Annotated in this window: 26 protein-coding genes; 7 read left to right on the top strand and 19 right to left on the bottom strand. The window is 57.3% G+C overall.

Going from position 1 to position 26,470, the window contains the following annotated elements; translation table 11 throughout:
- Positions 1–157: 157 nt before the first annotated feature.
- From rsmF to ACZ9IL_RS06850, 4 genes are all read right to left on the bottom strand, one after another.
- Positions 158–1,588: a 16S rRNA (cytosine(1407)-C(5))-methyltransferase RsmF gene (gene rsmF, locus ACZ9IL_RS06865; RefSeq protein WP_476002841.1), complete on the bottom strand. Its 1,431-nt coding sequence runs from the start codon at positions 1,586–1,588 to the stop codon at positions 158–160.
- Between the two features lie 147 nt (positions 1,589–1,735).
- Complete coding sequence (locus ACZ9IL_RS06860; protein WP_476002840.1) at positions 1,736–4,288, bottom strand: PqiB family protein; 2,553 nt, start codon at positions 4,286–4,288, stop codon at positions 1,736–1,738.
- A 54-nt stretch (positions 4,289–4,342) separates the two neighbouring features.
- The gene (locus tag ACZ9IL_RS06855; RefSeq protein WP_476002839.1) at positions 4,343–4,945 is read right to left on the bottom strand and encodes a paraquat-inducible protein A; all 603 of its coding nucleotides are present in this window, start codon (positions 4,943–4,945) and stop codon (positions 4,343–4,345) included.
- Positions 4,929–5,555 (bottom strand): paraquat-inducible protein A, encoded by a 627-nt coding sequence (locus ACZ9IL_RS06850; RefSeq protein ID WP_476002838.1) that lies wholly within the window; start codon positions 5,553–5,555, stop codon positions 4,929–4,931. The genes ACZ9IL_RS06855 and ACZ9IL_RS06850 overlap by 17 nt, the downstream gene beginning before the upstream one ends.
- Before the next feature lie 264 nt (positions 5,556–5,819).
- On the opposite strand from ACZ9IL_RS06850, the gene ACZ9IL_RS06845 reads away from it, so the two are divergent.
- The 3 genes from ACZ9IL_RS06845 to ACZ9IL_RS06835 all read left to right on the top strand — a co-directional run bounded on the left by ACZ9IL_RS06845 (position 5,820) and on the right by ACZ9IL_RS06835 (position 8,357).
- Positions 5,820–6,134, top strand: coding sequence for a YebG family protein (locus ACZ9IL_RS06845; protein WP_476002837.1), 315 nt, complete (start codon positions 5,820–5,822; stop codon positions 6,132–6,134).
- A 276-nt stretch (positions 6,135–6,410) separates the two neighbouring features.
- Positions 6,411–7,694 (top strand): tyrosine-type recombinase/integrase, encoded by a 1,284-nt coding sequence (locus ACZ9IL_RS06840; protein WP_476002836.1) that lies wholly within the window; start codon positions 6,411–6,413, stop codon positions 7,692–7,694.
- 474 nt (positions 7,695–8,168) lie between these two features.
- On the top strand, positions 8,169–8,357 hold the full coding sequence (locus tag ACZ9IL_RS06835) for a hypothetical protein (protein WP_476002835.1): 189 nt from the start codon (positions 8,169–8,171) through the stop codon (positions 8,355–8,357).
- A 25-nt stretch (positions 8,358–8,382) separates the two neighbouring features.
- Here ACZ9IL_RS06835 and ACZ9IL_RS06830 read toward each other — a convergent pair whose 3' ends face one another.
- The gene (locus ACZ9IL_RS06830) at positions 8,383–8,781 is read right to left on the bottom strand and encodes a hypothetical protein (protein ID WP_476002834.1); all 399 of its coding nucleotides are present in this window, start codon (positions 8,779–8,781) and stop codon (positions 8,383–8,385) included.
- 703 nt (positions 8,782–9,484) lie between these two features.
- On the opposite strand from ACZ9IL_RS06830, the gene ACZ9IL_RS06825 reads away from it, so the two are divergent.
- A complete protein-coding gene (locus ACZ9IL_RS06825; protein ID WP_476002833.1) occupies positions 9,485–9,835 on the top strand; it encodes a DUF3653 domain-containing protein in 351 nt (116 codons plus the stop codon).
- Between the two features lie 39 nt (positions 9,836–9,874).
- Here ACZ9IL_RS06825 and ACZ9IL_RS06820 read toward each other — a convergent pair whose 3' ends face one another.
- The 9 genes from ACZ9IL_RS06820 to ACZ9IL_RS06780 form a co-directional block, all read right to left on the bottom strand.
- The gene (locus ACZ9IL_RS06820; protein ID WP_476002832.1) at positions 9,875–10,126 is read right to left on the bottom strand and encodes a hypothetical protein; all 252 of its coding nucleotides are present in this window, start codon (positions 10,124–10,126) and stop codon (positions 9,875–9,877) included.
- 427 nt (positions 10,127–10,553) lie between these two features.
- Positions 10,554–10,832 (bottom strand): hypothetical protein, encoded by a 279-nt coding sequence (locus ACZ9IL_RS06815; protein WP_476002831.1) that lies wholly within the window; start codon positions 10,830–10,832, stop codon positions 10,554–10,556.
- Between the two features lie 200 nt (positions 10,833–11,032).
- Positions 11,033–12,235, bottom strand: a complete 1,203-nt coding sequence (locus ACZ9IL_RS06810) for a zonular occludens toxin family protein (RefSeq protein ID WP_476002830.1) — start codon at positions 12,233–12,235, stop codon at positions 11,033–11,035.
- A gap of 3 nt (positions 12,236–12,238) precedes the next feature.
- Positions 12,239–12,553 carry a DUF2523 family protein gene (locus ACZ9IL_RS06805; protein WP_476002829.1) on the bottom strand — a complete coding sequence of 105 codons (315 nt, stop codon included), beginning with the start codon at positions 12,551–12,553 and terminating at the stop codon, positions 12,239–12,241.
- A gap of 3 nt (positions 12,554–12,556) precedes the next feature.
- Entirely contained in the window at positions 12,557–13,822 is a 1,266-nt protein-coding gene (locus ACZ9IL_RS06800) for a hypothetical protein (protein WP_476002828.1), read from the bottom strand.
- 129 nt (positions 13,823–13,951) lie between these two features.
- The gene (locus tag ACZ9IL_RS06795; protein WP_476002827.1) at positions 13,952–14,161 is read right to left on the bottom strand and encodes a Flexible pilin; all 210 of its coding nucleotides are present in this window, start codon (positions 14,159–14,161) and stop codon (positions 13,952–13,954) included.
- A gap of 304 nt (positions 14,162–14,465) precedes the next feature.
- On the bottom strand, positions 14,466–14,786 hold the full coding sequence (locus tag ACZ9IL_RS06790; protein WP_042653776.1) for a hypothetical protein: 321 nt from the start codon (positions 14,784–14,786) through the stop codon (positions 14,466–14,468).
- Between the two features lie 27 nt (positions 14,787–14,813).
- A complete protein-coding gene (locus tag ACZ9IL_RS06785) occupies positions 14,814–16,280 on the bottom strand; it encodes a replication initiation factor domain-containing protein (RefSeq protein WP_476002826.1) in 1,467 nt (488 codons plus the stop codon).
- The gene (locus ACZ9IL_RS06780) at positions 16,267–16,518 is read right to left on the bottom strand and encodes a hypothetical protein (RefSeq protein WP_050717044.1); all 252 of its coding nucleotides are present in this window, start codon (positions 16,516–16,518) and stop codon (positions 16,267–16,269) included. The genes ACZ9IL_RS06785 and ACZ9IL_RS06780 overlap by 14 nt, the downstream gene beginning before the upstream one ends.
- A 125-nt stretch (positions 16,519–16,643) precedes the next feature.
- Here ACZ9IL_RS06780 and ACZ9IL_RS06775 point away from each other — a divergent pair, with 125 nt between their 5' ends.
- The 3 genes from ACZ9IL_RS06775 to fabA all read left to right on the top strand — a co-directional run bounded on the left by ACZ9IL_RS06775 (position 16,644) and on the right by fabA (position 19,702).
- Complete coding sequence (locus ACZ9IL_RS06775; protein ID WP_476002825.1) at positions 16,644–17,033, top strand: helix-turn-helix domain-containing protein; 390 nt, start codon at positions 16,644–16,646, stop codon at positions 17,031–17,033.
- Positions 17,034–17,086: 53 nt separating this feature from the next.
- Positions 17,087–19,063 carry a Lon protease family protein gene (locus tag ACZ9IL_RS06770; protein WP_476002824.1) on the top strand — a complete coding sequence of 659 codons (1,977 nt, stop codon included), beginning with the start codon at positions 17,087–17,089 and terminating at the stop codon, positions 19,061–19,063.
- 78 nt (positions 19,064–19,141) lie between these two features.
- Entirely contained in the window at positions 19,142–19,702 is a 561-nt protein-coding gene (gene fabA, locus ACZ9IL_RS06765) for a 3-hydroxyacyl-[acyl-carrier-protein] dehydratase FabA (protein WP_476002823.1), read from the top strand.
- Between the two features lie 174 nt (positions 19,703–19,876).
- Here fabA and rmf read toward each other — a convergent pair whose 3' ends face one another.
- From rmf to rlmKL, 5 genes are all read right to left on the bottom strand, one after another.
- Positions 19,877–20,056 carry a ribosome modulation factor gene (gene rmf / locus ACZ9IL_RS06760; RefSeq protein ID WP_005315693.1) on the bottom strand — a complete coding sequence of 60 codons (180 nt, stop codon included), beginning with the start codon at positions 20,054–20,056 and terminating at the stop codon, positions 19,877–19,879.
- A gap of 159 nt (positions 20,057–20,215) precedes the next feature.
- Positions 20,216–21,868 carry a DUF3466 family protein gene (locus tag ACZ9IL_RS06755; RefSeq protein ID WP_476002822.1) on the bottom strand — a complete coding sequence of 551 codons (1,653 nt, stop codon included), beginning with the start codon at positions 21,866–21,868 and terminating at the stop codon, positions 20,216–20,218.
- Positions 21,869–21,876: 8 nt separating this feature from the next.
- The gene (uup, locus tag ACZ9IL_RS06750; protein ID WP_476002821.1) at positions 21,877–23,787 is read right to left on the bottom strand and encodes an ATP-binding cassette ATPase Uup; all 1,911 of its coding nucleotides are present in this window, start codon (positions 23,785–23,787) and stop codon (positions 21,877–21,879) included.
- Positions 23,788–23,872: 85 nt separating this feature from the next.
- The gene (locus tag ACZ9IL_RS06745) at positions 23,873–24,115 is read right to left on the bottom strand and encodes a glutaredoxin family protein (protein WP_476002820.1); all 243 of its coding nucleotides are present in this window, start codon (positions 24,113–24,115) and stop codon (positions 23,873–23,875) included.
- Complete coding sequence (gene rlmKL, locus ACZ9IL_RS06740; RefSeq protein ID WP_476002819.1) at positions 24,115–26,319, bottom strand: bifunctional 23S rRNA (guanine(2069)-N(7))-methyltransferase RlmK/23S rRNA (guanine(2445)-N(2))-methyltransferase RlmL; 2,205 nt, start codon at positions 26,317–26,319, stop codon at positions 24,115–24,117. Before rlmKL ends, ACZ9IL_RS06745 begins: the two co-directional genes overlap by 1 nt.
- Positions 26,320–26,470: the final 151 nt, after the last annotated feature.

The raw sequence follows: 26,470 nt of genomic DNA, 5'->3' as shown, positions 1-26,470 counted from the left end.
AACCTTAAGCTTAGACAAGGCGCTAGGCATTTCAAGATCTGACTAAAAGTTCAACCAGAGTGGAGGTTTTTCAGACTCGAACAGGTGTTAGGCAACTGGCTTTCATGCATCGGTCACATCAGTGGATTCCCTCGATGTGACCGCCTCATGGGCCAGTTCAACGGTTGAACAGGTTGTTGTCGCGCACCAGCTCACGGGGCAGGGCATTCTTGATGCGGCTGCCGACCCATTTCCCCATGCCCAGCGGATACCCCTGATAGCGGACTATTACCTCACCCGCGCCAGCCTCCAGCTCCGGCCAGACATCCCGACCCATCATGAACTCCCGTGCATTGCTGGCATCCAACTCGACTGTTCCCCGTGTGGCTTGGCTACCATAGGCCAGAGCCCACTCGTGAGTCAGCCGATAACCCTTCTTGAAGGTTTCCGCCAGCTTGATGCCAATGCGATCGAAACGCAGCTTGCCCTGTACTTGCTCAAACAAGGTAGGGAACAGCCAGATCTCGTCATTACGGCCAAACAACTGCCCCTGCGGGATCACCCCGAAAGCCGCCTCAATCTCACCCAGCATGGGGTCGGCCTCCTTGGCTGGCAGCGGGGAGAAGGGGAACTTGCCGAGTCTGCCCGGCTTGAACATGGTATTGGCCACCGAATGATGCTTGCGCAGCCGCGCTACGAAGAAGCCTTCGCTGTCGAATATCTGGGGCCAGACGTGCAGATAACCCTCGCCGGTACAGGCCTGTTCGGCGCCGGGGAACAAGTCCGCCAGCGAGTCAATACTCAAGGCATCACCGAATTTGTCCCGCAGCGACTGGCAGACATCCTGGTTCTCCTGGACACTCAAGGTGCAAGTGGAATAGACCAGCACGCCGCCCGGTTTCAGGGCATGGAAGGCGCTCTCCAGCAGTCCCTGCTGCACCGCAGCGATCTCGTCGATGCTCTCGATGCTCCAGTTGCGCAAGGCATCTTCGTCCTTGCGCACCGTGCCTTCCCCCGAACAGGGGGCATCGAGCAGGATGGCATCGAAGGTTTCCGGCAACCACTGGCCGAACACCTTGGCATCGAAGTGCGTCATGCCCACATTGGTCACACCGCAACGCTGGATGTTGGCACTGAGTACCTTGAGCCGGCTGCTGGAATATTCGTTGGCGACCAGCATGCCCTGATTGTTCATCAGCGCCGCGATCTGGGTGGTTTTGGAGCCCGGTGCCGCCGCCGCATCCAGCAGCATGCCGTCCCGTTTGACCTTGTCGCTCGCAAACAGCGCCGTCACCGGCAGCATGGAGCTGGCTTCCTGGATGTAAAAGAGCCCGCAGAGGTGCTCGGCGGTGTTGCCAAGCGGCACGGTTTCATCATCCCGAGTCAGCCAGAAACCGGTCTCGCACCAGGGCACGGGCTCCAGCTGCCAGCCCAGCGGCTGCATCCGCGCGACAAAGTCAGCGACAGCAATCTTGAGGGTGTTGACCCGGATGCTGCGCCGCAGTGGTCGCCGACAACTCGCCACAAACTCGTCGAGGGAGAGATGGGCCGGCATGATGGCCGCGATGTGGCGCAGGAAGTGATCGGGAAGGTAGGTGTTGTCGTGCACGGTGCAATCTCGCAGACCCAAAATGAGGGGCGATATCCTACCACACACCGGCCGTTTTCTTCAGAGGGGCTTTCGGGCATGGTGAGGAGCCAAAATAAAAAAGCCCGGCAGTAGGAAATGCCGGGCTTGTGGAGAGCGGGGAGGGGATCAGGGCTGGATGCGAGGACTCCACTCCAGCCACTCTTTCTCCGCCTTGCCATGGAGCTGATAGCTGTGACCCGCCTTGACGGTCGGCCCCATCTGCCGCTCCGGGGTGTTGAAGGCGATGCCGCCGGTCAGCAGACTCTGCACGGTTTCCACCTCTATGGTGCCGCCGGTCAGGCCGATGTCCGCCTTGACGCCGGAGACGTTCCAGAAGCGGCTGTTGGCTCGCACCAGGTGGGCATATTCTGCATCGACGTTCACATCGATCAGCACCTCGCTGCCATCCCGGGCCAGCGCGACCTGAGTGACGCTGCCAACCATCAACTTGCGAAACAGCAGAGGGCTGCCGACGCTGACGCCGCTGACCGAGGGGCTCTTGAGGGTGAGCGCCAGCCCGATGGGGCCACTCTGACTCAGGGGGAAGCGATCCCGCCCAGCACCTTGACCCGGGCTGGCCTCGACGAAGGCCCCCTTGATCAGGGTGTCGAGGTGGGCGACGCCGCCGAGGCCCAGTTTGGCCTGTACCAGGGTGAAACGGGCACCGGACTGCAGGAAGCGAGCGGCATACTGCCCGTCCAGCTCGGCCTTGAAGCTCACCTGACCGAGGGAAGGATCGAGCTCGACCTGCTCCACCTTGCCGATGTCGACGCCCCGATAGCGGATGGGGCTGCCGACCCCGAGCCCCGGGTTGCGATCCGCGGTCAGCGTCAGGCTGCGCACCCGAGTCTTGGCTTGCTCCTTGTTGTCGAACAGCTGATGGCTGCTACGATCGGTGCCGAGCCGGTCAAACTCGATGGCGCCCCGTAGCAGGGTAGCGAGGTTGCCCATCTTGACCTGAACCCCGTCCAGCCGGATCTTGCCGTCGATGGCCGCCTTCTTCCAGAACTGGGGTTGCTGCTTGAGCAGGGGCGCATAGCTGGCGTTGATCTCCAGCGTGATCTCGACGCCGCGGGCATCCGCCCTCAGTGCCTTGACCGAGCCGGCTTCCAATCCCAGGTAGAGCACCGGAGAACCGATGCCAATGCCATCGGCCTGCTCGGCGCGTAGGACCCAGGGTTGTGGCCTGGCATTGCGACTACCCAGCAGAGCCAGCTCCTGGCTGGGGTAGAGCCGGTCAATCCGCTCGCCGCTCGGCGCCTGAACCAGCTTGATCCCACCCGCCAGCCAGGTGCTGGCCGGGCTGGACTCCACCTTGATACCGCTCAGGTCGGCGGCGATCTGCAGCGGCGCCGCCCGATAGAAGCGGGCCCGTGTCAGCAGAGGGCGATACGCCTCGCCCACTAGCAGCTCGATGCTCGCATTGCCGCGGGCATCGAGCGTCAGCTGCCCCACCTGGCCAATCTGCAATCCTTTGAACAGCAACGGGGCCCCTTCGCTCACCCCGGCGAGATCATCCGCCTGCAGGGTCAGCTTGATGCCACCAGGCTGCGCCTGATCCGTCAGCGTCATGGTGCTCACCCGGTCGCCCGTCACATAGTCGAGCCGGATGGCGGGCCCGGCCAGCAGGCGATCCGCGTGCTTGAGCCCGGTCGGGGAGACTGACACCGTCTCCCAGACGAGGCGGCTGTTGCCCGTCACGCGAAACGCCTGCTCGGGGTTGACCAGAGCGGTGACGACCCGGCCCCGTTCGGTCAGACGGATGGGGTCAACCCGGCCAATCTCGATGCCTTCATAGAGGATCGGCATCCCTTCCTTGATGGGCAGGGCGCCGGCCTGGATGTCGATACGCACCCCCCGCGCCGCCTCGGCCAGCCCCTTGTAGAGGGTGAAGGTCTGTCCCTTCTCCGGCAACGGGGAACCCTTGGGAGAGTCAAAAGCGATGCCGCCACTCAGTATGGAGGCAAGGCTGCCCGCTTCGACGCTGACGCCGGCCAGGCTGAAAGATCCCTTGATGCCGCTGATGTTCCAGAAGCGGGTATCGGCCTTGATGAGGTGCTCGAAGCGCGGCTCTATCACCAGATCCAGGATCACATTCTGGTTATCCTCACCCAGACGAGTGTTGATGACGCTGCCCACCTCGATGCCACGGAAATAGATCTTGGCGCCGATGCCGACCGATCCCAGCGAGTCGGCGGTCAGATGCAGGGTACGGCCCTGGGCCTGATAACCGGGGGGAGGGCCATCGACCGCATCGAATTCCTCCTCCAGCGGCTTGTTCTCCCGGCCCGGCTGCAGGTTGATGTAGTTGCCGGAGACCAGGGTATCGAGGCCGGAGATCTCGGTCAGGGAGGCCTTGGGGCTCACCAGCCAGAAGTCGGATCCCTTGCGAATGAGCGGACGGGCACGGCTGTCGACCTTCACCAGCACGGCTATCTTGCGACCGTCCGCCGCCAGCGCCAGCTCCTGTACCACCCCGATGGCCACCCCCTGATAGCGCAACTGGGTCTTGCCGGGCAAGATGCCGTTGCCCTGGGCAAAGTTGATACGGATGAGCTGGCCACGGGTTGCCACCTGCTGATAGATAAAGCCACCGGCCAGCAAGAGGGCGATGACAGGCAACAACCAGACCGGCGACAGCCAGCGGCGCTTCTCGATGACGGGTTCAGCCCCGATCATATCGACTCCTTAGACAATGAATGTGCAAATGAAAACCAACGGAGAGAAGCGCCATCAGCGCGCCTCCTTGTCCCACAATAGCCGGGTATCCAGCATGCGGGCCGACATCATGGTGAGCAGCACCACGCAACCAAAGGCGGTAGCCCCCGGCCCCGCCAGCACGTTGAGCAATACGCCGCGATCAACCAGGGCCATCATCAACGAGATGACAAACAGGTCCAGCATGGACCAGCGACCGATAAAATCGATGATGCGATACATGATGAGCTGACGCCTGCGCCGCACCGGCTTGGCCCGTTGCAACTGCCAGCAGATCCAGCCAAGCCCCAGTATCTTGCCAACCGGCACCACTATACTCGCCAGGAACACTATGGTGGCGATGCCGGACATGTGGCTGTTGTAAAGCGAGATGATGCCGCTAAAAATAGTGTCGGATTGCAGCAGCCCCTTGGTGTAAAAATGGGTGATGGGCAGCAGGTTCGCCGGCAGCAGCATGAAGGTAGCCAGAGCCAGCAAACCCCAGGAGCGGGCGAGGGAGTGGGGGATGCGCACCTGCAACTTGCTGTGACAGCGAGGACAGACAGTGCCTGCTTGATAGCGCACCAGCAGGCCACAGGTGTGGCAACCGCACAGGCCCTGCTCACGGGCGCTGATCATGATTGGGCTCCTCCATGGGGACCTGCTCCCAGTAGGGAGCGGGATCGAACAGGATCAACAGGGCGAGAGTGAGCAGCATCAAACAGCTCAGGCTCAGAAAGCCTCCTCCAAAGCGCACATCCGCGATATCGACCAGTTTGAACAGGGATACCAGCAAGCTGGCGATATAGACCTCCAGCATGGCCCAATGACGAAACACGGCCACCGCCTTCAGGGTCAGGGGCAAGATATGCCAGCGTTTCGCGAGGCCGGAGGCGAGGGCAAAGATGCCGAGCAGCAACCCCATCGGCGCCAGTGCACCGCACCACAATACCAGCGACGCGACCAGCAACTCGTTCTCCCGCGCCAGCAACACTATGCCCTTCATCATGTTGGCATCGGTGTTGACACCCGCCAGGCGCACATAGAGCAGGGGTTCGAAGAAGGCAGAAGGCAACAACAACAAACCGGTGAGTGTCAGCGCCATCAGGTGGGAAGGGCGAAAGGCGTAGCGTCCATACAGATGCTGATGACAGCGGGGACAGTGGGCGTGACGGCGCAGCGGCAGCAACTTGCGTTCGATCAGCAAGTCGCAAGCCGGGCAGACGATCACGGAGCAGGGATCCGACATACGATTCAACCTGTTGAAGGAATTGATAAAATCTACCCTAAAACCGGTTCTCTGTCTTGCCCGGCGCGGTCTGCCGCCAAGAAAACCCGGAATATCCCTTCAAGTTGGCAGGGAAATCGGCGCCGCATGTCGCCTGAGATGATGGCGCTGCGGTGAAGGGGACGTGGCTGCCGCTACGGACTCTGATACTGCTGCCTGGGTGTTATTTGCAATACTGTATATACGTACATATAATCATGGTCACTATCATGAGGAGGACGCCGTATGGCCGTTGAGATCAAGTATGTTGTGGTGCGTGGGGGAGTGGAGAAGATGACCTTTGCCAGCAAGAAAGAGGCCGATGCCTATGACAAGCTGCTGGATACCGCCGATGAGTTGATGGCGTTGCTGGCCGGTGCACCGGTTGAGCTGACGTCCGAGCAGCAAGAGAGCCTGGCCTTCTACCTGGCCGAACAGCGGGATCTGCTGCAAAACCTGCTACGTGGCGGAAAAGGGCTGGGTACAAACCCCAAAGAGGAGAAGCTTGATGCTGAAAATAGCGATAAACCCAAAGGAAAATCCCTGAAAAGCGTAGCCTGACAAGAAGAGGGGGAGACTGCCTGAACCGCAGTCACCCTGCCTTCAATATTCAATTCCATGCATTATTAGCCAATTTGCTTTGTATTTTCCCCGAGATTTTTCCAACCAGATTGCATATTGAGTGAATATATTCATCCGCCATTGCACTGCACCCACAAAACGAGCCGATGGCACGTCCTGAGCGAGCAAAGCGCATGGATGTCATGACCCCATCTCGCGGTATCAACACCAGGCAGTACTTGCCTCACTACAGACAACGATAACCACAGCATCACTATGACTCATCCACCACTTCCGCCCGCCATGCCGCTGTTCGATAGTCTGCTCCATCTGGAGGCGGGCAACCCTCAAGTCAACCTGTATCTGGCCAACCTCAGCATGGCCAACGTGCCAGATGCGGGTCTGGTCTACGAGCTGGCCGTCGACTGGCTGCTCGAACAACGCCACAGCGAAAACAACTACAAGACCTATCGCAGCGAGCTGACCACCTTCCTGCACTGGAGCTTCGGCGAGATGGCCATCAGCCCAAAGGATCTCACCAGGCGGATCATGATGCGTTACCTCGACTATTGTCAGGCGCCGCCGCCGGCGCTGATCGCCTATCGGAACGTGGCCCAGTTCGTGCTCGACAAGGAGTGGGGAGAGCGACTGCCCAATCCCCAGTGGCGACCCTTTCTGGGCAAACGGGCGCTGGGCCGTGAGTTGCCCTACCGCCTGAGCGAACAGGCCATGAAGACCAAACTCGCCATCCTGTCGGCCTTCTTCCAGTTCCTTGTCCAGGAGGAGTACATGGATCGCAACCCGGCACTGCTGCTGCAAAGAGTGAAAAAGCCGATCCATCAGGAGAGTGACGAACAGAGCCAGGCCTTCAGCGAGTTGCAGTGGTCCTACGTGATGCAGGCCGCCGAACAGCTGGCGGCCGCATCGCCGGCTCAGCACGAGCGCAGCCGCTTTCTCATCTGTCTGATGTATGCCTGCTACCTGCGGATCTCGGAGGTGGCGGCCAGACCCGGTTTCAGCCCCGTCATGGATCAATTTCGTCGCGACCACAAGACCGGTGTCTGGGGCTATTACATTCCCCGCAGCAAAGGCGGCAAGCGGCGTACCGTGGCCGTTTCCCAAGCATTGCTGGATGCCCTGACACGCTACCGCACCTTTCTCGGACTGTCGCCACTGCCGGCACCGAACGAGCAGACCCCCCTCTTCGTGCGCCACAAGGCGGCGGCCCATGGCCGGCAGCAGGGAGAGCTCAATGCCAACCTCGGGATCCGCCAGCTACGCGAGCTGGTCATGGCGGTGCTGGAGCAGGCGGCCTTGTTGGCCGAGCTGGATGGCTTTGCCCAGGACGCGGCCGAAATGCGCAACCTGACGCCACACTCCATCCGCCACACAGGCATCACCCACGACATCAACTTGAATGGTCGGCCACTGTCCCACGTGCAGGCCGACGCGGGCCATGACAGCATCGACACCACCTCCAAATACCTGCATACCGGCAACAGCGAACGCCACGAAAGTGCGAGCCACAAGCCCCTTGATCACCTGCATGGCCAGCAATGAACCCACCACCGACCGGATAGAGTCAGGACATCGCCTTTACCGGTCTGCATGCGGCTAGCCACCCGCTATCGCTCAACGTCTCACAGCACCACATCGGCCGTGACGCATCCAGGTGACCCCCATGACACACCCAAAGCTGCTCATGGGGTTGAATGGATAATCCCCATGAGCAGCATTATGTCTATGGGGTAGGGGCGATGCGTTGGGAAAGAGGCTATTTCTGTCTGCGGATGGGCTGAGGGGAGCTGAGCGAGGGCGGCTCGCGAGGAGAAAGACGCAGGAATGGCGAATATTGTCAGCATCAGGTTCGAGAGAATCAAAGTGGGTGCCTTGCCGATCAACTGACAAAGCGCTCTACATAATCACAGGAGGCATCGCCAGGGTAAGCAAACAGAGTGTAAAGATAGTTTTGCGCTGAAGAAAAACTGTCATAGGATGCTACTGACTGGACAATCAAAAGGACTTGCAATGCCCATGTTTCAAGTAGTTATCGTATCAGGACAGCAAAAAATCCCATTCGAAATGGTATCAAGCCAAACACCTACCGCGCAGGAAGCGACCACGTATTTCCTCAATAGCAAGCTGTGCAGTCAGCTCTGCACGCCCGATATCAAAAGCACCCAACTGTTTCTATTTGAACTCAAACAAGTCGAATGTGCTTGAAGCAGGGAAAGCTTCATTTCCTACTTTAGTTCTGCAGAACTCCCTCCCATGTCTCGCGGCGAAACACGCCCATCTTGCCCTGATACGCACTCACCCCTTTCCCTGCTAAACCGGCTTTTGAGGCTTTCCGGCCCTGGGGGAGGCGAACGCTACAGCGCCGCACTGGTTTTTCAGGCGCCAGCCCTCCGGGTAGTAATACGGGGGTAATTCTTCCACCTTTGCCAAACCCTGGGCACGCTCCTTTAAAACCCCAGCCCGCAGGGCTGTTATCTCTTACCTGGGCAATTGACTCCCTGGATCGGCAATGATCAAATCCGCTGATCTGATGTTGTTGGGGGTTTTGACTATGGGGCCTTTCTTCTTGGTTCTCCTTGAAATCGTCGTTCTGGTTGCCTGCCTTTTGGGCGGTCTGTTTGGTCAGCATGCTTGGATCGCGTATCTCTTCCTTTCCATTCTGACGGCTCCAGTTTGGGGCGGGATTCTGTTCCTGGGGGTGGTCTGGGTTGCTGGTTGGCTAGAGCAACGAGCACGTGCAAGGCGTATAGCCCGGGCAAAGGCTCTTAATTGCGGGCCCTAGTTGAGGCTTGAAAATTTCGTTACCTAAATGTGTTAAAATTCACTTTCATTTTGATAACTAAGGGAAAGTGTAATGGTTTCAGATAAAGACAAGGTAACTAAACGTCGTATGCACTCTATGCCTGAATTGCCGCCTGAACGACAAAGAAGTCTTAAATTGTACATATATTCTGATTCACAGGATGGCCCAACTCTCACTTACGAAGGTGAGCGTCAGGGTGGTGCCGTCAGAGGCCATTGTGTCCGTTCAGCAACGGAGCTTGATGCGTCCGCTTTGCAGTGGATACAGCGTGAGCTTGAATCACGTACTTCAACTGAGCTGTTGCATCGACACACTCCGACGGGTCATGTGTTTCTAGAGCCACTTTGATGCGGTAGAGGCTGATGCCGATATATGTACTTATCGGCATCAAAACCCCAGGGGCCTATCGGCCCCTTTGTCATGCCCCAAGCCTGACCGCGCATAATGTCCGGTTTTGTTAAATGCCCATCTGAAACCTGCCGATAAGCCAGCCCACGCAATTTTGCTGGTTTATCAGGTAATTACTTGGATGGAACGAGAGTTGACCAAAAACTTCATTTTTCGCTGGTTCGAGTGCGGTTTATCTGAGGAAGAGACGGCAAACCTATGTTTCGTTTCTGTGAGGCAAGTCACAAACTGGGATAGGGGTAAAGAGATCCCGCCTGTCTGTAAGCGGCTAATGCGGATGGTATCGGGGCGGGAGCTGCCGACCATCTTCAAAGACTGGGAAGGCTGGCGGATGAAGAATGACTGCCTTGTCGCCCCTAATGGCGTGACGTACGACAGGAGAAGGATCGAGGCCATGGCTATCATCCATGCCGAACGTTCGGAGAAGCAAAAAGAGACGTTCTACTGGCGAAAAAAACTAGGTATAAACTAAAGAAAAGGGGGCTAGAAGGCCCCCGAATTCAAAGCCAAACTATCTCACCAATGCAGACTCAATGCGATCAGCGTATTCTGAAAGGCTATTCAACTCGCTTTGAACATGAACGCCCCCACTTGCAAGCTTGGTATTTATCAATTCAAGAGCACAAGCCACAGCTATGGCTCGTCGCTGTTCAAGACTCGTCTCATAAAAGCGCACACTAGAAGCGGCAGAGCGCTTTGGAATGCCAATATATTCAGCAAAAACCGCGCCTTTCTCGGCATCAACAACCACTTTATCAGTCATATAATCACCTAAGGTCAGAGCTACATGCTCACGATCTATATGGGGCTTAACGCTCACAGTTCAAACTATTAATGACGATTTATCTAAAAAGCTTAAGGCCAGCTATCCTCATGAGCTTGAATTCCCCCCGTATTACTACACGGGGGGAGGGGACAGCCGGTTCCCCTGGGCAGTCAGTCGTCAGGACGGCGCAAGACCTTGAGAACAGCTTGTCTACGACAGGAGGCCCAGGCAGTCACCACACGCGCCCCATAGCCTTCGGCTGGTCGCTCTGACTGAGGCATTAAAGACGGGTTTGGCAGGGAAGGGGGTGGCCCCAGGCTCAGGGCAAGATGGGCGTGTTTCGCCGCGAGACGCTTGGAGGCTTCATCAGCAGCAGAGGGCGGCTTATAGGGGCTAACGCCCCAAGTCATTATTAACGCAACCGTTACTTTAAAACTTCACCACCGCAAGCGTTATCGAGCGCATCAATGAGCCGCTGTACCGATTTGGCGTCAACCTCAACCCCAGCATGATGCCCATGGGATTTGGCATAGTTCAAGAGGGCACTCAACACCAACACATCGCCCTTATTTACTGTCACTGTGACGTTTTTTTCTTTCTGCCTGGCACGATACGCCGCTTGCTTCTGTGCTGGTGTCATAGCCAGCCCCGTTACAGGCCGACCACGACCCCGTTTTTCAGATTGATCCACATTTTCGGTCACAGTCACCTCCATATTAATAAACGCGGGCTCACTTTCAGTAACAGTAGCATTAACTCTAATGTTAATAGCTGACTTTTAGGCAACCGTTACTGATTTAAAAACTAGCACACAGCTGCCGAGGACAGACCAACTTGGTCCCTATTTAACATAACAAACACCATATCGCGGTGATGTTTTTTTATGCCCGTGCATCATTATTGCTATGTCCGGTCATCGGATGATTCACTCTTGCTATCCCTGCCGGCAAAGAGGGCAGCATTGACCCGTTTGCGCAGTGCATCGCCGTCAGGGTCGCAATAGATGTCCACGGGTTGCCCTTGGTACTGGATCACCGCATGGCAGGCCGTCATGGCCTTCACATCGACGAAGTATTGCGGCCACTCCTCGGCATAGATGGCTTGCTCATCGTCACCCTTGCGCAGCGCAAAGCAGTATTCGACGTTGTAGACGTCTCGATCACTCTTGGTCAGCACGTGGCAGTTGATGATGAGGCGGTATCCAGCAAACGGCCCTACAGCAAGGACGCCAGCAGTAGACGCAGCAGGAGCGCCGCCAGGACGTACATCAGCAGTGGGCGAACCACCCACCGCCCCAGGAGCCGGAGCAGCGGCAGGAGAGGGCGCAGAGGCCTTAGCAGGCGCATCAATATATTCAGGCTTGATGAAGCCAAAGAATACACAGAGTCCCCAAATCGCCAGAATAAAGAGAATTTTAGGATCTCGCAGCATCGAGCTGCCCGCGATTGTATCCGAGACTTTACCGGTTGTAGTCGAGTCATAAAGCTTGAAAACATGCTTGGGCACCTTGTTGAATGGCTTGGCCTGCAGCACATCGGACATGGACGTGCCGGAATTATCGGAGAGGTGAAGCACCGTCTTATAACGGCCGCCGATGCCCAATATCGCCATATTGGTGTGGCGAATAGCGGTTTCGGCAGCAGCGCGGATTACCTGGTGCACCTTTTTGATGTTCGGAGTCGTTAATACAAAGTCCCAGTTATGGTGACGGTGCATATCAAAGGCCACATCAATAGTTTCCGGTCGACCTTCTTCCTTGGCTTTATCCGGCCCACCAGGAAAAGCGAGCGCATCTAAGTCGCTTTGGCGCCAGGCAGGCGGAAATACCCGTTGCACCTCATCGACCAGGAAAAACGCCCCTTTGGGTGCCCAGTGATGAAACCGTGCCAAACGGTCGCGCCCCTCCTGGGATTCCGTCTCGATATAGAGCACCTCAAAGCCGTCCGGCACATCCTTACCCAGCACCTCACGGCAACGCTCCACCGAGAAGCCGCGCACGTTGGTGACGATGAAGCGGCCAGCCTTGATGGCGGGGATCACATCGGTATGAATGGCTCCGCTGGACTTATAAGAACCAGGAGCACCGTGATGGATTTTAATGGACATGGATCACCATCCAAACATATTGAGCATGAGGCGGGTCACAAACGCTTGGGTAATAATCGACAAGCCTTTGTCCAGATGCAGGTAAAGCAATATATCTCGCACATCGTTGGGCAAGTTATTAAAGGATTGCGAGATCAAATCGCTGAATTGCAGGTTAATCAGGATTTCCCTGGCAACGTCCCAGGAAAACATCAGCATGAATAACTTGAACTCGACCCACTGGATCGCCAGCTTTACCGAAATCCAGGCAGTTACCTGGACAGCGAGATCATAGATATCGTTGAATAACCCGCTAAACATATCCCCTAACCATTCCATGATTTATCTCCTGGTAACAATCATCAATGCGACAAAGTAGAATACAAACATCATGATGGCCGCCAAGGTTTCCCAATAGGCGCCCACTGACGGACAAACCGAATAGGTCTTGCCAAATAGCGAATACATCTCGAAACATTTCGGCACCGAACCAGAGCCGCTTAACTGGAATTTAAATATATCGGCGACCTCAGACTTTATTCCCTTATAGGCGCTCTTTAATGCCTCTTTGCTCTCGTCATACTGCTTATTGATCTGTCCCAGGTCGAAGGCACAATTAGCACCGTCCTGGCACAAGTTGGATTTATATTCTGTACCTGCCACCTGTAAAGGATTACCCGCCGCACCTGGCATTTTTGAATAATCGATACCCGGGCCACCCTCACCGCCAGAACTACCACCAGAGCCTTGACCATCCTTTATCATCCCTTTGATAGCCGCCAAATCACCGGCCATTTGCGTTTGCAACTTTATTTGCGTGCCGCCCATGCCCTCCGTCATGCCCTTAATTGCCCCTATATCACCAGATATATAGGCTGCCTGATTATTAATGGACTGAAGATAGTTGGGGTTCATACTCCACCAACTCATGGCCGTCTGCATCATGTTTTTAATGGCTGCCGTATCCTCCGATGAGGAACCACCGCCGCCAGAACCACCCAGGTGTTCACAGTTATTCCCTTTGGGGTTAACCACACAATTAGTTAATTGCTGTAAAGTATCTTCGGTTCTACCCAAGGTTGTTAGAATGGAAAATTGCGTTTTACCGTATTCCTCAAAGGAACTGCTTTGCACAGTTAATGCATCGGTGACTTTCATCAAGTCCTTACCAAAGGCATTAAACGTGGCAACCATCTCTTTGCCCTGGCCATAGTTTTTAATGGCAAACCAACGCAGATCCTCGTCAATTTGTTTTAACGCTGCTGTAGTACCCTCTTGATATGCACCACCGACACCTATCGGACTGATCTGGTTTTTAAACGGGTAGTCATAAGGTGCCTCACCACCGCCTGTCTCGCCACCATCGCCATCGCCACCCCCATCACCGCCGCCGCCAAGCTTGCATTCGCCCCCCGTTGTCTCGATAGGGCCTTTGGAATCAGCACCAGGAAGCTCGACACACACACCAGGACAAGCGACCTGACAGCCACCCAGGCTGGAGGATTCCCATTTCACGCAGAAAGGCAACGCCGTGCTTATTGGCACATTAGATAGCTTGATACCTGCTGGACAGCTCGCCAGCGCCCCCAGCGGCAGCAGGAGCAGCAAATAAAGGACTCTCACACGACCCCCAATAAAAAAGGCGACCGGAGCCGCCTTGTGTCATATCGAAAACGATGATCTGTAGCCTTCGACAAAGAACAGAAACCACAGCGTCCCAATGAGCAGGGACATGGCTTAGGCCTTACGGATCAGCCCGATGAGGATGACGCACGCCACGACCGAGGCGACGACCATCATCACCTTGGGCGAGGTGGTATCCACGTCGGCCTTGGCCGCGTCCAGGGCAGCAGCCGCAGCGGCAGCCGCGCCACCTTCAGCATTCGCTGCCATAGCAGTCATGGAACAGGACAGGGCAATACAGCCATTGCGGAAATAGTTTTGCATACTCGTTTATCCTCTTTTTGCACCTACGATTAATCGGGCAATTGCGCCCACTTTTAAACCCAGAGCCCATATAACAATGCCAGAGCTAAAGGCTATTCCTACCTCCGTCATATCAAACTGAAACCAGTTGGATATATCGGTGAGTTTGGAATGCTCCTGGACAGTCAGGAGCACATATTGACAGTTATCCGGCTGAGCGAGTCTGATATATCCCTCAGCGGTTATATCCATGCAGATCATGGTTTTTCCACGCTATCGTCGTCGGTCGCTGCGCGCCCTCGCTCCTCCTCCTCAGCGCGGCGAATTAGAGAGGCTTCTTGGTTGCCTGGAAGGCCACTACCACGTTGCGGGTCGGATTACTGGGATCCGCTTCCAGGACGAGATCCACCGCCACCAATTTCGGGCAGTCGGACAGCTCTTTAATAGTGGCCGCGTCATTGCGCAGAGCTAATTGGCGAACCTCATAGCCCCAGGAGGTGATATTGCATTCAGGCTTGTTGACGTTATTGGCCGGAGCCAGATACTCCACCTGAGCGAAGTCATACGGCACCGGAGAGCCAGATTTACGGGATACGCCATAACCATGAGTCACGCGAGTGACCAGAACACCGGACAGAATAGACATTGATATTTCCTCGTTGAAGAACCTTCGTTAGGTCATAAATACAGGCAGCTCGCCCACATCAGGCGGAAGCGGCATCGTTAACCGCGCTGGAATATCCAACGGTTCCAGGTGCGCTGTTAATTGGTTAACGATCTTGTCAGGGGATAGCCCCTCAATATTCGCTAACCAATTGACAAGGCGGCCCGCCATTCTCGACATATTGAACACCGCATTATCCCGTGAGGTTTTAAAGCGGTTCTTAAAGGTGGTGATCCGAATTGGTTCACTTTCTACCTGGGCGATTTGTTCCAGCCACTTGGCAAATTGCGGATACATGCCCGCGAAATAGGGATCTGGATTCAACAGTACATCCAGGGGAATGATCCGGTCTTTATTGTGCAACTCGCCTTCGGCCCGTACCCAATCAGGGAAGTCTGCCGACTGCATCTGTTTACCTTTCTCATAGATGCGCGCGCACTTGCCATTGATACGGCTGCCCACGTAGAAGGAGCAGCCCTTGGAAGGCTTGAGGCCGTAGCGCTTGACGATGCCCTTGGCGACCTCAGAGGGCACGAACTCACCGGACTGGATAGCCATCCAGCAAGGGGCATTGCCCCGTTGTGGGTGGAACTGGCCGGACTCGGCCGCCTCGACAGCATTGAGGTAGCTGATGGTTTTGCCCTGGTAATCGTCCAGGGCCAAATCGACCCGAGTAATACGAATGCCAGGAACGTGAGAGATAACATTGTGCAGCGCTTTGAAATCCAGGGCCGCACAACCCGCGCCAGAAAAACTCACCATACAACCATGGTTCGCCGCACCCCAACCGATAAGGCCACAGGGCAGGCCATCACACAGCAGGTCGGCGGAATGGGCGTAACCGTGCAAGCCGGAGCGGCGATCCCGTTTGCTGAACCGAGGGGAGGGGATAGGCACCCCAATCTGGTGATTCAGCTCCTCCAGCCAGAGATCGATCTCGGCGCAGCAAAGGGCATCCAGGAACTGGACGCCGTAGCTGTCGATGATGTCGTTATAGGCGTGCCAGTATTTGGCATCGGGCACCACCTCAAATTCGGAGAAGTCGAGGAGGGCAGAGCAGACCGCTTTCAGCTCTTTGCGCATGTCGGCGCGGGATTTGTAGTCGGAGTGCAAGGCAGCTTCCATCATCTGGGTCATGGAAGGGGTGAGTACCGGCGCCACAGGGCGAGCCTCTGGCTTGGGATAGACCTTATCCCGTAACCGCTGGGTTTCTTGCTCAAAGCGGGAGAGGGGAGCGAAGGAGGCGGGGCGCTTCCACAGATAACGCAGATCCGCGACAGCCGGCACAGCAAAGGCAGCCTTGATGCCGAGCACCTGGGTATCAAAGCGCGGGATGGCCTTGAGCAAGGCACCTTGCTTGGCCAAGTCGGTCATCCGGCGCAATTCGTCGGGTGCCCAGGTAAAGGACAGATAGTCGATCAGGGTTTTATCGCCGATAACCCCATTTATCGGCATTACGGAGCTATGACCAGTCATCGAAAAACACTCCCTGGTCATAGAAGCCTTGCCATGTCTCCTCAGTCACCTCGACCAGCTCAAAGGCAGTGTCGGGGTACGTCATGGACAGGTAGATCCGCAGCTCATGCAAGTCGCGGAACATCTCAACCTGACCCGCCACACACGCGGACATGTCGCCCGTGGGCTCATCCTGCCAATAGACCTTGCGCTCCAGGAGCGCAGGCAGATCGGTGTGTTGTGGGCTAGAGTGGGTCATGGATAAGTCAGCAAGCTAATGAACTGACCGCATTAGATCAGTTAATTAGTGGACTGACAACCGAGGCAAATGGCTGGAAAATGCGTATGATGAACCCACTTTCATAGGCCCCAGGAGGCAATGATATGGACTCTAAAGCACTGATTCAGGCTTACATGAGAGCCAAAAAGTTCAGCCAGTATCAGCAAGTCGCCGCTGAGCTTGGTTTTACCAAGTCACACATCTCCAGCCTTACCACTGGCAAGATGCAACTCACTGATGCGACTGCGAAAAAGATTGCCCAGGAAATCGGAATGGACGTGCAGGAGGTGCTGTTAAGTCTGGCGGCCGTTCGCGAGACAGATCCCGAGCTAAAACAGGCTTGGTACGACATCCTGGCAAAGTACACCAAGGGCACCAGTGCGGCGCTAGCCCTTGGTATGGCTGTGCTCCTGGCGCCAAACCCCGGGCCTGACCTAACCGCGCATAATGTACATTATGTTAAATTGAATGTGCTTGATTCCTGTTCCCGCTAGTCGAACTGTGTATAATGGAAACAATTGATCCTATCCTCGACCGGATGTCTTAAGTGGCTGAATTAACATCAGAACAATTAAAACCCGCTTTTACGATTGAGCAGTTTCCTGCGCTTAGCGAACTCGAACCTATCCCTTTCGCGGCCCTGCAACCCAGAGCTATTTCTGGCATCAAGCGACTGGCCAGTTTTGATGGCGACTGCCCGGTCATGTTGCTCAACGGTTTCCCTGGCGCGGATTACGAGAGTGTCTGCCAGATTCTGATCGCCGCCTCCAACGGCAAAGATGGTGATCTGTTCGATCTCTGCTACACCGAGAACCTCAACAACCCGTTCAAACCTATCTGGTTGCGCCTGCAACCCGGTACCGGGTTTGAGTTCTGCGAGATGGTTGGCGAACTGCTCAAGTTGATGAGCCATCACCTGGATGCCGAGCGCCTGGTCACCAGGATCATCCGCAAACAGGAAAATGACCCCAAGATCGTGGATTTTCTCTCCGATCTGGCGGCCCATGTGGCTCAGGGGCTTGAGTTCCAGCATCCGGTGCTCATCAACCTGCTGATCCATCACGAGGAACAGCAAGCCCCCGTCATCTATGGCCGGGATCTGAACTGGGACACCCTGTTCGGCTCCATCAACTACCAGACCGAACAAGGCTCCGTCTACGCCAACCAGCACCTGCTGGAACCGGGCCTGATGCGCGAAGCCAACGGCGGCTATCTCATCTTGCAACTCGATGAGCTGCTGGATCAGCCCCACCTCTGGTTCAAGCTCAAGAATGCCATGTTCAAGGGTGAGCTGGACTGGAATGCCTATCAGGAAGGCAAGACGCTGACGCCTTTCTTCACCCCGGAAGCCACGCCCATTCGGCTGAAGCTGATCCTGGTCGGCGATCGTCTCGAGGTGGCCGAATTCCAGATGCTGGACAGAGACATGTCTGAGCGCATCTTCCTGCGGGCCGACTTGGTGTCCGAGGTGGAGATTGACGAGGATCTGCCGGCCTTCCTGCAATACCTGGCCTGGCTGCGCCAGCGCTGGAATCTGCTGGACTTCACGCCTGCCGCCCTCCTCGCCCTGTGTCGTCATGCCAGCCGCCTGTGCGACCATCAGGAGTGGCTCGCGCTTTCCGAGGTGCAGCTCAGCGCCATCATGCGCATGGCCGACAGTCTAGCACGGGAGCTGGAGGCGCCCGAGGTGACCGATGAGCACATTCTGCTCGCCCTGGAAGAGCAGGATTACCGCCTCAACTACCTGGTGGAGCAATCCGATCAGGGCGTCATCGACGGCCAGATTCTGCTACAGACCGACGGCGAGGAAGTTGGCCAGATCAACGGTCTGTCGGTCATACAGGTGGCCGGTCACCCCTATGATTTCGGTGAGCCCGTGCGTCTGACCGCGACCGTGCACCTTGGGGATGGGGATGTGGCGGACATCGAGCGCAAGGCTGAGCTTGCCGGACACATTCATGCCAAGGCGATGATGATCATCCACGGTTATCTCTCCAACAAATTTGGTGCAGAGAACCCCTCGCCCCTCTCGGCCAACCTGGTATTCGAGCAGTCCTACCACGAGATCGATGGAGACAGCGCCTCCCTGACCGGTCTGTGTGCCCTGCTCTCTGCCCTCGCCCGCCAGCCCATCTATCAGCACTTCGCCGTGACCGGCGCGGTGGATCAGTTCGGCAACGTGCAGGCGGTGGGCGGCGTGAACGAGAAGATTGAAGGCTTCTTCCGGGTATGCAAGATCCATGGCATCACCGGCAAGCAAGGCATACTGCTGCCCGGCACCAATGCCCAGCAACTCAACCTGTCCGACGAGGTGATTGCCGCCGTCGAAGCGGGCCAGTTCCATATCCACCCGGTGGATCATGTGGAAGATGCCATCGAGTTGCTGACCGGCTGTGTGGCGGGTGAACCGGACATGCCGGATACTCTGTTTGGTCGGATCCAGGAAAGACTGGATGAACTCAATGGCTCATCCCCCAAAAATGGGCTGCTGCGCAGTCTGTTCGGCCGCCTATTCGGCCTGTAAATGAAGAGATCGGAGTTGTTTAGCGAACAACTGTAAGCTAAATTGGCCCGGCTTTGACCCATATGAAGGATAAACAGCGTGACCCTAGATAACGACACCACTCATCCCCGCCTCTCCCTGTGTGAACAAGGCAAAGATTCGTTTACCCGCGAAGAGCTGCTGGCCTGCAGCCGTGGCGAATTATTTGGTGAGGGGAACAGCCAGCTGCCCGCCCCCAACATGCTGATGATGGATCGCATCGTCAGGATCAATGACAACGGTGGTGAACATGGCAAGGGCGAGATCATCGCCGAGCTCGACATCACCCCGGATCTCTGGTTCTTCGACTGCCATTTCCCGGGCGATCCCGTCATGCCAGGCTGCCTTGGCCTCGATGCCATGTGGCAACTGGTCGGCTTCTTCCTTGGCTGGAAAGGCGGCCCGGGCAAAGGACGGGCACTGGGTGTGGGTGAAGTGAAATTCACCGGCCAGATCCTGCCGACCGCCAAGAAAGTCACCTACAAGATCACCTTCAAGCGTGTCATCAACCGCAAGCTGGTGATGGGCATCGCCGATGGCGTGGTAGAGGTAGATGGTCGTCCCATCTACAGTGCCAGCGACCTGAAAGTGGGTCTGTTCAAGGACACCACCGCCTTCTGATCACCGGTGTGTATGAACCATGCAAAGGGGCCACAACGGGCCCCTTTGCTTTTGTCATGACAAGTGATGCAGGGACGAGGGAGCGGATCTCCGCCGGGTATTATGTGTGTTCAGGGACAACGTAAAGGGGCCGCCATGGCCCCTTTCCTTTTGCAATGAGTGATGAAGTATCGGTTACTTCATGAAAAGGCCTGAGCCTCGCCCTTCCATGGCGTCGCGCCAACCACCAAGCCAATGCCCTCTGGCATCCAAGCATTGGTACGGACACGCTTCTTTCTGTTTGCCGACTACGCCAGCCTGATAACCACGAGCGCGAGCTCTCTCCAGACGGTCCCGTTTCTGTCTCTTCATCATCTACGACCCTCTTCGTGGAACAAAAAAAGCGACCAAGTTTTCACCGGTCGCTTTCATCTTTACCCCAGAGGAGGAAAAGGGTCAAACAAAAAATTCCATGCTATTCAGGCCCTGTGACACAAGATACTGAACTGCATTAATTTTTCATGACACTTCATTTTATCGTGGGTGACGGCGCAGCCAGGCAAACGGCACTGCCAGCAGAGTCAACCAGAACAGGCTGCCACCGCCACTACCTTCGCCATCCTGACCGGTCTGGTTATTGACCGGCGCGTTGCTGACCACATAGTTGGCGGGCGTGTTGCCTTCATAATCGGCCACAACCGGCTGCAACTTGACGGCTACTACGGTGGCGTTGGCACGGTTGTTCAGATCGCTCTCACTGCCGTAGCGATAAGCCGTCGCCGAGATGGTGCCATCGGTGCTGATGCCGCTGGCATAGGCAATGTGGTAGTAATAGCCATTCTGGCTACACTGCTTGGCCCCGGCATCATCCAGTCCACAGATCAGATCGTTGAGGTACCAGCTGTTATTCGGGGCAGCCGCATTGAGCAGGAAAGCCTCCTGCATACGGTTGGTACCATTGGCCACCGGCTGAGTCTGATGACGGGAATCACGCCAGCCGACCACCATGTTGTGATCGTTGATGGCCGCCCCCTCGGATCCCGAGCCACTGAGCGGGCTGTCTTGCAAGGGAATCGCAGCTGCCGTGGTCGGCGCAGCCAGATTGAACAAGAACATCTCGATCGGCCGGTTCTGGCCTTTATTGATGCTCCAGCGCTGGTTACCGATCACATAGCCATTCTTGTTGATGCTCACCGCCCAGCTGTGCTGCAGCTTCTCGTCATCTTTTCCTGGCTCCCCTTCCGGCAGCGGGATCCGCTGGGTGGTGCCCACGGTGCCGGCATCCGGATCCAGGGTCCAGAAGCTCGCCAAGTTACGGCCATCCAGATCGCCGGAACCCACTTCACCGGTGGAGCTGTAGCCCACCCCGTACAGGGTGCCCTTGTATTCGCCCGCGTCGAGCGCCGAAGCCGTCTGCAGCACCTCATCGCGTCGATGGGCATAGTCGGGGGCCTGCATCAGCTTGTTGAAGCCGCCGCTGGCGTTGAGCAACCAGAAGCTGGCCTGGGTATCGACACCCGGGCAGTAGCGGAAGTCACCGTACTCATCATCATTGCCGGCAAAGCACCAGTTATAGAAATCACCGCCGACGTTATGACGATACTGGCCGCTGGCGGCCGTGCCGGTCACCAGATACTTGCCACTGTCGAGCTTCTTGATGGCGGTCGGTACACTCAAGCTGTGAGTGCTGGCACCATCCTTGAGTTCAACCGGATTAGCGTCATTGACGACGGCGAAGGCGGTACGCAGCTTGCCGTCCATCTTGTAACCCACGCGATCGGTGGCGGTGTCACCCAGACCGGTCACCAGACCATCGGTTTCTGTGCTCACCACAACACCGACGTTGCTGCGCTGATCGAGGCCATCGAGGAAGTCACGGCGCCACTGATAGGCGTAGGTCGGCGTCGGGCCCTCATCCCAGAAGGTGTTGCACACATCATCAGACAGCATGCAGCCCTGCTCGAAGCTGAAGCGATCGACCAGGAAGTCGGCAGATCTCACGGTCGAGAAATACTCGGCCAGGTTGTTCCTGGTATTGATCCCGATGAGGCTGTTGCCATCGGCGCTGATCCCGCTGGCATATCCCTTGTCAGACGCATCAACAATGGTGAAAAAGGAGCTCTGTGCCGCCTGCGCATTGAGGCTGGCGCCGACCAACATGGCCAGCATGGATAATTGCTTTTTCATCTACTTCCTTAGTCTTGATGTTTCAACGCTTCCAACTCCTCCCAACGGGAGAAGGCGTGTTCCAGTGCAGCCTCTGCTGCATTCAATGCATCCAGCTTGAGCTGGGTCTGCTCCGCAGGCAAGGAGAAGAAACCGGGGTCATTCACCTCGGCCTGCAGGGCATCAAGTTCGGTCTCCAGCTGTTCCAGTCGGGCCGGCAGATTATCCAGCTCCAACTGCAACTTGTAAGAGAGTTTACGTGTTTTTTTCGCCGGCTCCACCGCCGCCGCGACAGGCTCTGCCACTTTGGGGGCCGCGGCCTTGACTGCCTGCTGCGCCTCTTGCAGGGCTCGGGTCTCCATCATGTCGGCATAGCCGCCCACATAATCGCTGATCCGGCCATCCCCTTCAAACAGCCAGCAACCGGTGACCGTGTTGTCGATGAAACGACGATCATGGCTGACCAGCAGCAGGGTGCCGGGATAATCCGACAACAGCTCCTCCAGCAATTCCAGCGTTTCGACATCCAGATCATTGGTTGGTTCATCCAAAATCAACAAGTTACTGGGCTTCAAGAACAGCTTGGCCAACAGTAAACGGTTTTTCTCGCCCCCTGACAAGGCCTTGACCGGGGTCCGAGCCCGCTTGGGTTCGAACAGGAAGTCCTGCAGATAACCCAGGATGTGGCGAGAGCGGCCACGCACCATGACCTCCTGCTTGCCCTCCCCCACGTTCTCCATCACCGTCTGCTCGGGATCGAGCTGATCGCGATACTGGTCAAAATAAGCCACTTCCAGCTTGGTACCGCCCTTGACCACACCACGGCTGGGTTCGAGTTGGCCCAGCAGCAGTTTGATCAGCGTGGACTTGCCGCAACCGTTGGGGCCGACCAGTGCAATCTTGTCGCCGCGCAGCACCTGCAGATCCAGCCCCTGGAACAGGGTACGATCGCCGAAGTCCAGACCGAGCCCTTCGGTCTCGAACACCAGTTTGCCGGAGCGATTCACATCGTCCATCTGCAGCTTGGCTTTGCCCTGCAGCTCGCGGCGCTGACTCCGCTCCATGCGCATCGCCTCGAGGGCGCGCACCCGGCCTTCGTTACGGGTGCGGCGGGCCTTGATCCCCTGACGAACCCACACCTCTTCCTGCGCCAGCTTGCGATCGAATTCAGCGTTTTTCAGCTCTTCGACCCGCAGCCACTCTTCCTTGCCTTGCAGGTATTGGTCGTAGTTGCCGGGCCAGGAGGTGATCTCGCCGCGGTCCAGGTCGATGATCCGGGTCGCCAGCTTGTGGATGAACTCCCGATCGTGGGAGATGAACACGATGGCACCACGGAAGTCTTTCAGAAACTCTTCCAGCCAGTGAATGGCGTCGATGTCCAGGTGGTTGGTCGGCTCGTCGAGCAGCAGCAGATCCGGATCGCAGGCCAGGGCGCGGGCCAGCGCCACCTTGCGCAGCCAGCCACCGGAGAGACTGTCGAGGGTCGCATCGGGATCGAGATTGAGCAGGGTCAGCACCTGGCTGATGCGGGTCTCCAGCTGCCAGCCATTCTGATAATCGAGCTGCTCTTGCAGCTCGCTCATCTTGCGGATGTTGGCGTCGGAGGGATCGTGGCCGAGCTCGATGGCGATATGGTGATACTGCTTGAGCAACTCCCCCACCCCGGCCAAGCCTTCGGCGGTATAGTCAAACACCGTCAGATCGCTCGAGGCGGGCGGATCCTGCTCGAGGCGCGTCACCTTCAGATCCTGCTGCAATACCAGACGACCGTCATCGAGGGGCAGTTCGCCGGCGATGACCTTCATCAGGGTGGACTTGCCCGCCCCGTTGCGTCCCACCAGACAGAGACGCTCACCGCGCTCGATCGCCAGTTCCGCATTGTCGAGCAGCGGGAAATCACTGAACGACAGATGAGCGCCGTGCAATGTCAATAAAGCCATGTCTTTTCCTTATCTTTCATGAAAAAGCGGGCCGGATAGTGCCGGCCCTCTTCCTCGTTATGCTGTTTGCCTGAGGCTGGCCGGCCTATTTTTCCTGAGCCTGGGTGGCGGCCACCCAGGCATTGAGCGTTGCCAGGGTGAAGGGCCAGCCCAGCTCGCGGCCAGATCCGTCGCGCAACACCGGAATGCGTACCCGATACGCCGCCAACCAGCTGGCATCCTCCATGATGTCGCACTGGCGGGTCTGCGCGGTCAATCCCGCCTCTTCCACCAGCTGCCAGGCCTGCTCGCACAGGTGGCAACCGTCGGTATGAAACAGGGTCAGCATCAGCCGGCATCTACCGTGTCGTCTGCGTGGGTGATCAACCAGCAGTTATGGATATGTACGTTGCGCTCGAAGTCTTTCGGCCGGGTCTTGTTCGTGATGTTCTGGGCCTTGAGACCCGCGGCCTCCAGACCGGCCAGGTCCATCTTGAAGTGACGCTTGTTGTTGGAGAACACCAGGGTGCCGCCAGTGGCCAGCAGTCGCTTGAGATGTTGCAACAGCAACAGGTGATCGCGCTGCACGTCGAAGCTCTCGTCCATCCGCTTGGAGTTGGAGAAGGTGGGCGGATCGATGAAGATGAGATCGTATTGCCCATCGGCGTCAGAGAGCCACTTCAGGCAGTCGGCCTGCACGAATTTATGCTGACGACCGACCTGCAGGTTCAGACGCATGTTGTCCTGCGCCCAATCCAGGTAGGTGTAAGACATGTCGACCGTGGTGGTTTCGCTGGCACCGCCCAGCGCCGCGTGCACGGTGGCACTGCCGGTGTAGGCGAACAGGTTCAGGAAGCGCTTGCCCTTGGCCATCTGGCCCAGCATGCGGCGCGTCTGACGGTGATCGAGGAACAGGCCGGTATCCAGGTAGTCATAGAGGTTGACCCAGAGACGGGCGCCGTACTCTTGCACCTCCATCCGGTGCTGCTCGGTGGAGAGCTTTTGATACTGCTGTTTGCCTTCCTGGCGCTCACGCACCTTGAGGATCACCTTCTCGCCGTCCATGCCGGTCACCTTGATGGCGGCCTGTACCATGTCGAGCAGACGCTGACGGGTCTTCTGGGCGGGGATGTCCTTGGGCGCGGCGTACTCCTGCACCACCAGGTAATCCTGATAGCGGTCGATGGCGGCATTGTATTCCGGCAAGTCCGCATCGTAGATGCGATAGCAGTCGATGCCCTCCTTGCTCGCCCACTTCTCCAGGGTCTTGAGGTTCTTGCGCAGACGGTTGGCGAAGTCCTGGGCCACCTCTTTCTGGGAGGCCACGGAGTCCAGCGCTATCTGGTAGTTGCGCAGCTGGCATTCCAGCGCGCCGTTGAACAACCGGTATTGCTTGTCGGCCCGCAGGCGCAGGCAGCTCAGCAATTCCGGTGAGGCGGACAGAATGGAGACGCGCCAGCCCTGGAAGCTGCGACGCAGGGCATCGCCCAGCGCCTGATGCACTTCGAGCAGGGCCGGGAATTCACCGAGACGTTCGCCATAGGGCGGGTTGGAGATAAGCATCCCCACCGGCTGTGCCAGCGCTTGCTCATCCTGCGGCGCCGCGGCGTCGAGGGCAATCTTGGGCAGCGGATTCTCCAGCGCGGTCACGTCGGCCTGCTTGAAGGTGATGAGATGGGCCACGCCGGCTGCCTTGGCGTTGTCTCGCGCCTTCATCAGCACCCGCGGATCGGCGTCGCAACCAAACAGCTTGGCCTCACAGCGCTGCATGCCGCGCTTGGCACGGACCTGGGCTTCCATCATCAGGCTCTGCCACAGTTCAGCGTCGTGTTGCAGCCAGCGGTCGAAACCGAAGCGCTCGCGGCGCAGGGCCGGTGCCATGTCGGCGGCGATGAAGGCCGCTTCGATAAGCAGGGTGCCGGAGCCGCACATGGGATCCATCATCGGCTCACCGGCCCAACCGCTGCGGGCTATCATGGCGCAGGCCAGGTTCTCTTTGAGCGGCGCCTCGCCGGTGCCCTGGCGATAGAAACGCTGGTGCAGAGCCGGACCAGACAGGTCCAGGGTGATGTTGGCCTTGCCCTTGCCAAGGTGCGCCATGATGCGAATATCCGGCGACTTCTTGTCGATGTCCGGGCGCACGTGGCCACGCTTGGTGAAGCGATCGACGATGGCATCCTTGATCTTCAAGGCGCCGTACTGGGTGTTGCGAATGGCGGGGTTGGTACCGGTGAAGTCCACCGCTATGGTGGAGGTGCCGGGGAAATGCTCCTCCCAGGGGATGGTGTGGGCGCCGAGGTAAAGATCCAGATCGTCGTTCATCTGGAATTCGGACAGCACCAGCACGATGCGGGAGGCAAAACGGCTCCACAGGCAGGCCTTGTAGCCCATCGCCAGTTCGCCTTTGAAATGCACGCCAGCCACGGTCTCACGGACCTGCTCTGCGCCCAGGGTGGTCAGCTCGTCGGCCAACAGGTTTTCCAGCCCCTTGGGGCAGGTTGCAAAGAATTCTTTCATCACGCTCACGGGGATGCCATAAAAATAGTGCCGCATTATACCTTATCGGCCTGCACTCGGCATCCGAACCTTGGGCTCCACGGGAATATAAAGGGCCAGCGGTCTGGAGAGCGGCCAAGGGAAGGGTCGGATATCGTCGACATCCGGCCTGTGCCCCTAGGTTATGTGCCTATCGCGCAATCTGGCA

The organism is Aeromonas sp. TECH754 (assembly GCF_056279295.1).
This window is presented reverse-complemented; position numbering and strand designations above follow the sequence as displayed.

Bases quoted from the DNA above. Each gene is read 5' to 3' on its own strand.
- ACZ9IL_RS06790 (WP_042653776.1), bottom strand. From the start codon at position 14,786: ATGTCTATTCTGTCCGGTGTTCTGGTCACTCGCGTGACTCATGGTTAT.
- ACZ9IL_RS06845 (WP_476002837.1), top strand. From the start codon at position 5,820: ATGGCCGTTGAGATCAAGTATGTTGTGGTGCGTGGGGGAGTGGAGAAG.
- ACZ9IL_RS06825 (WP_476002833.1), top strand. From the start codon at position 9,485: ATGGAACGAGAGTTGACCAAAAACTTCATTTTTCGCTGGTTCGAGTGC.
- ACZ9IL_RS06840 (WP_476002836.1), top strand. From the start codon at position 6,411: ATGACTCATCCACCACTTCCGCCCGCCATGCCGCTGTTCGATAGTCTG.
- ACZ9IL_RS06745 (WP_476002820.1), bottom strand. From the start codon at position 24,115: ATGCTGACCCTGTTTCATACCGACGGTTGCCACCTGTGCGAGCAGGCC.
- ACZ9IL_RS06805 (WP_476002829.1), bottom strand. From the start codon at position 12,553: ATGGAATGGTTAGGGGATATGTTTAGCGGGTTATTCAACGATATCTAT.
- ACZ9IL_RS06785 (WP_476002826.1), bottom strand. From the start codon at position 16,280: ATGACTGGTCATAGCTCCGTAATGCCGATAAATGGGGTTATCGGCGAT.
- ACZ9IL_RS06855 (WP_476002839.1), bottom strand. From the start codon at position 4,945: ATGATCAGCGCCCGTGAGCAGGGCCTGTGCGGTTGCCACACCTGTGGC.
- ACZ9IL_RS06775 (WP_476002825.1), top strand. From the start codon at position 16,644: ATGGACTCTAAAGCACTGATTCAGGCTTACATGAGAGCCAAAAAGTTC.
- rlmKL (WP_476002819.1), bottom strand. From the start codon at position 26,319: ATGCGGCACTATTTTTATGGCATCCCCGTGAGCGTGATGAAAGAATTC.
- ACZ9IL_RS06835 (WP_476002835.1), top strand. From the start codon at position 8,169: ATGTTTCAAGTAGTTATCGTATCAGGACAGCAAAAAATCCCATTCGAA.
- ACZ9IL_RS06780 (WP_050717044.1), bottom strand. From the start codon at position 16,518: ATGACCCACTCTAGCCCACAACACACCGATCTGCCTGCGCTCCTGGAG.
- ACZ9IL_RS06795 (WP_476002827.1), bottom strand. From the start codon at position 14,161: ATGCAAAACTATTTCCGCAATGGCTGTATTGCCCTGTCCTGTTCCATG.
- ACZ9IL_RS06820 (WP_476002832.1), bottom strand. From the start codon at position 10,126: ATGACTGATAAAGTGGTTGTTGATGCCGAGAAAGGCGCGGTTTTTGCT.
- ACZ9IL_RS06830 (WP_476002834.1), bottom strand. From the start codon at position 8,781: ATGCTGACCAAACAGACCGCCCAAAAGGCAGGCAACCAGAACGACGAT.
- ACZ9IL_RS06810 (WP_476002830.1), bottom strand. From the start codon at position 12,235: ATGTCCATTAAAATCCATCACGGTGCTCCTGGTTCTTATAAGTCCAGC.
- ACZ9IL_RS06755 (WP_476002822.1), bottom strand. From the start codon at position 21,868: ATGAAAAAGCAATTATCCATGCTGGCCATGTTGGTCGGCGCCAGCCTC.
- rmf (WP_005315693.1), bottom strand. From the start codon at position 20,056: ATGATGAAGAGACAGAAACGGGACCGTCTGGAGAGAGCTCGCGCTCGT.
- ACZ9IL_RS06860 (WP_476002840.1), bottom strand. From the start codon at position 4,288: ATGATCGGGGCTGAACCCGTCATCGAGAAGCGCCGCTGGCTGTCGCCG.
- ACZ9IL_RS06850 (WP_476002838.1), bottom strand. From the start codon at position 5,555: ATGTCGGATCCCTGCTCCGTGATCGTCTGCCCGGCTTGCGACTTGCTG.
- uup (WP_476002821.1), bottom strand. From the start codon at position 23,787: ATGGCTTTATTGACATTGCACGGCGCTCATCTGTCGTTCAGTGATTTC.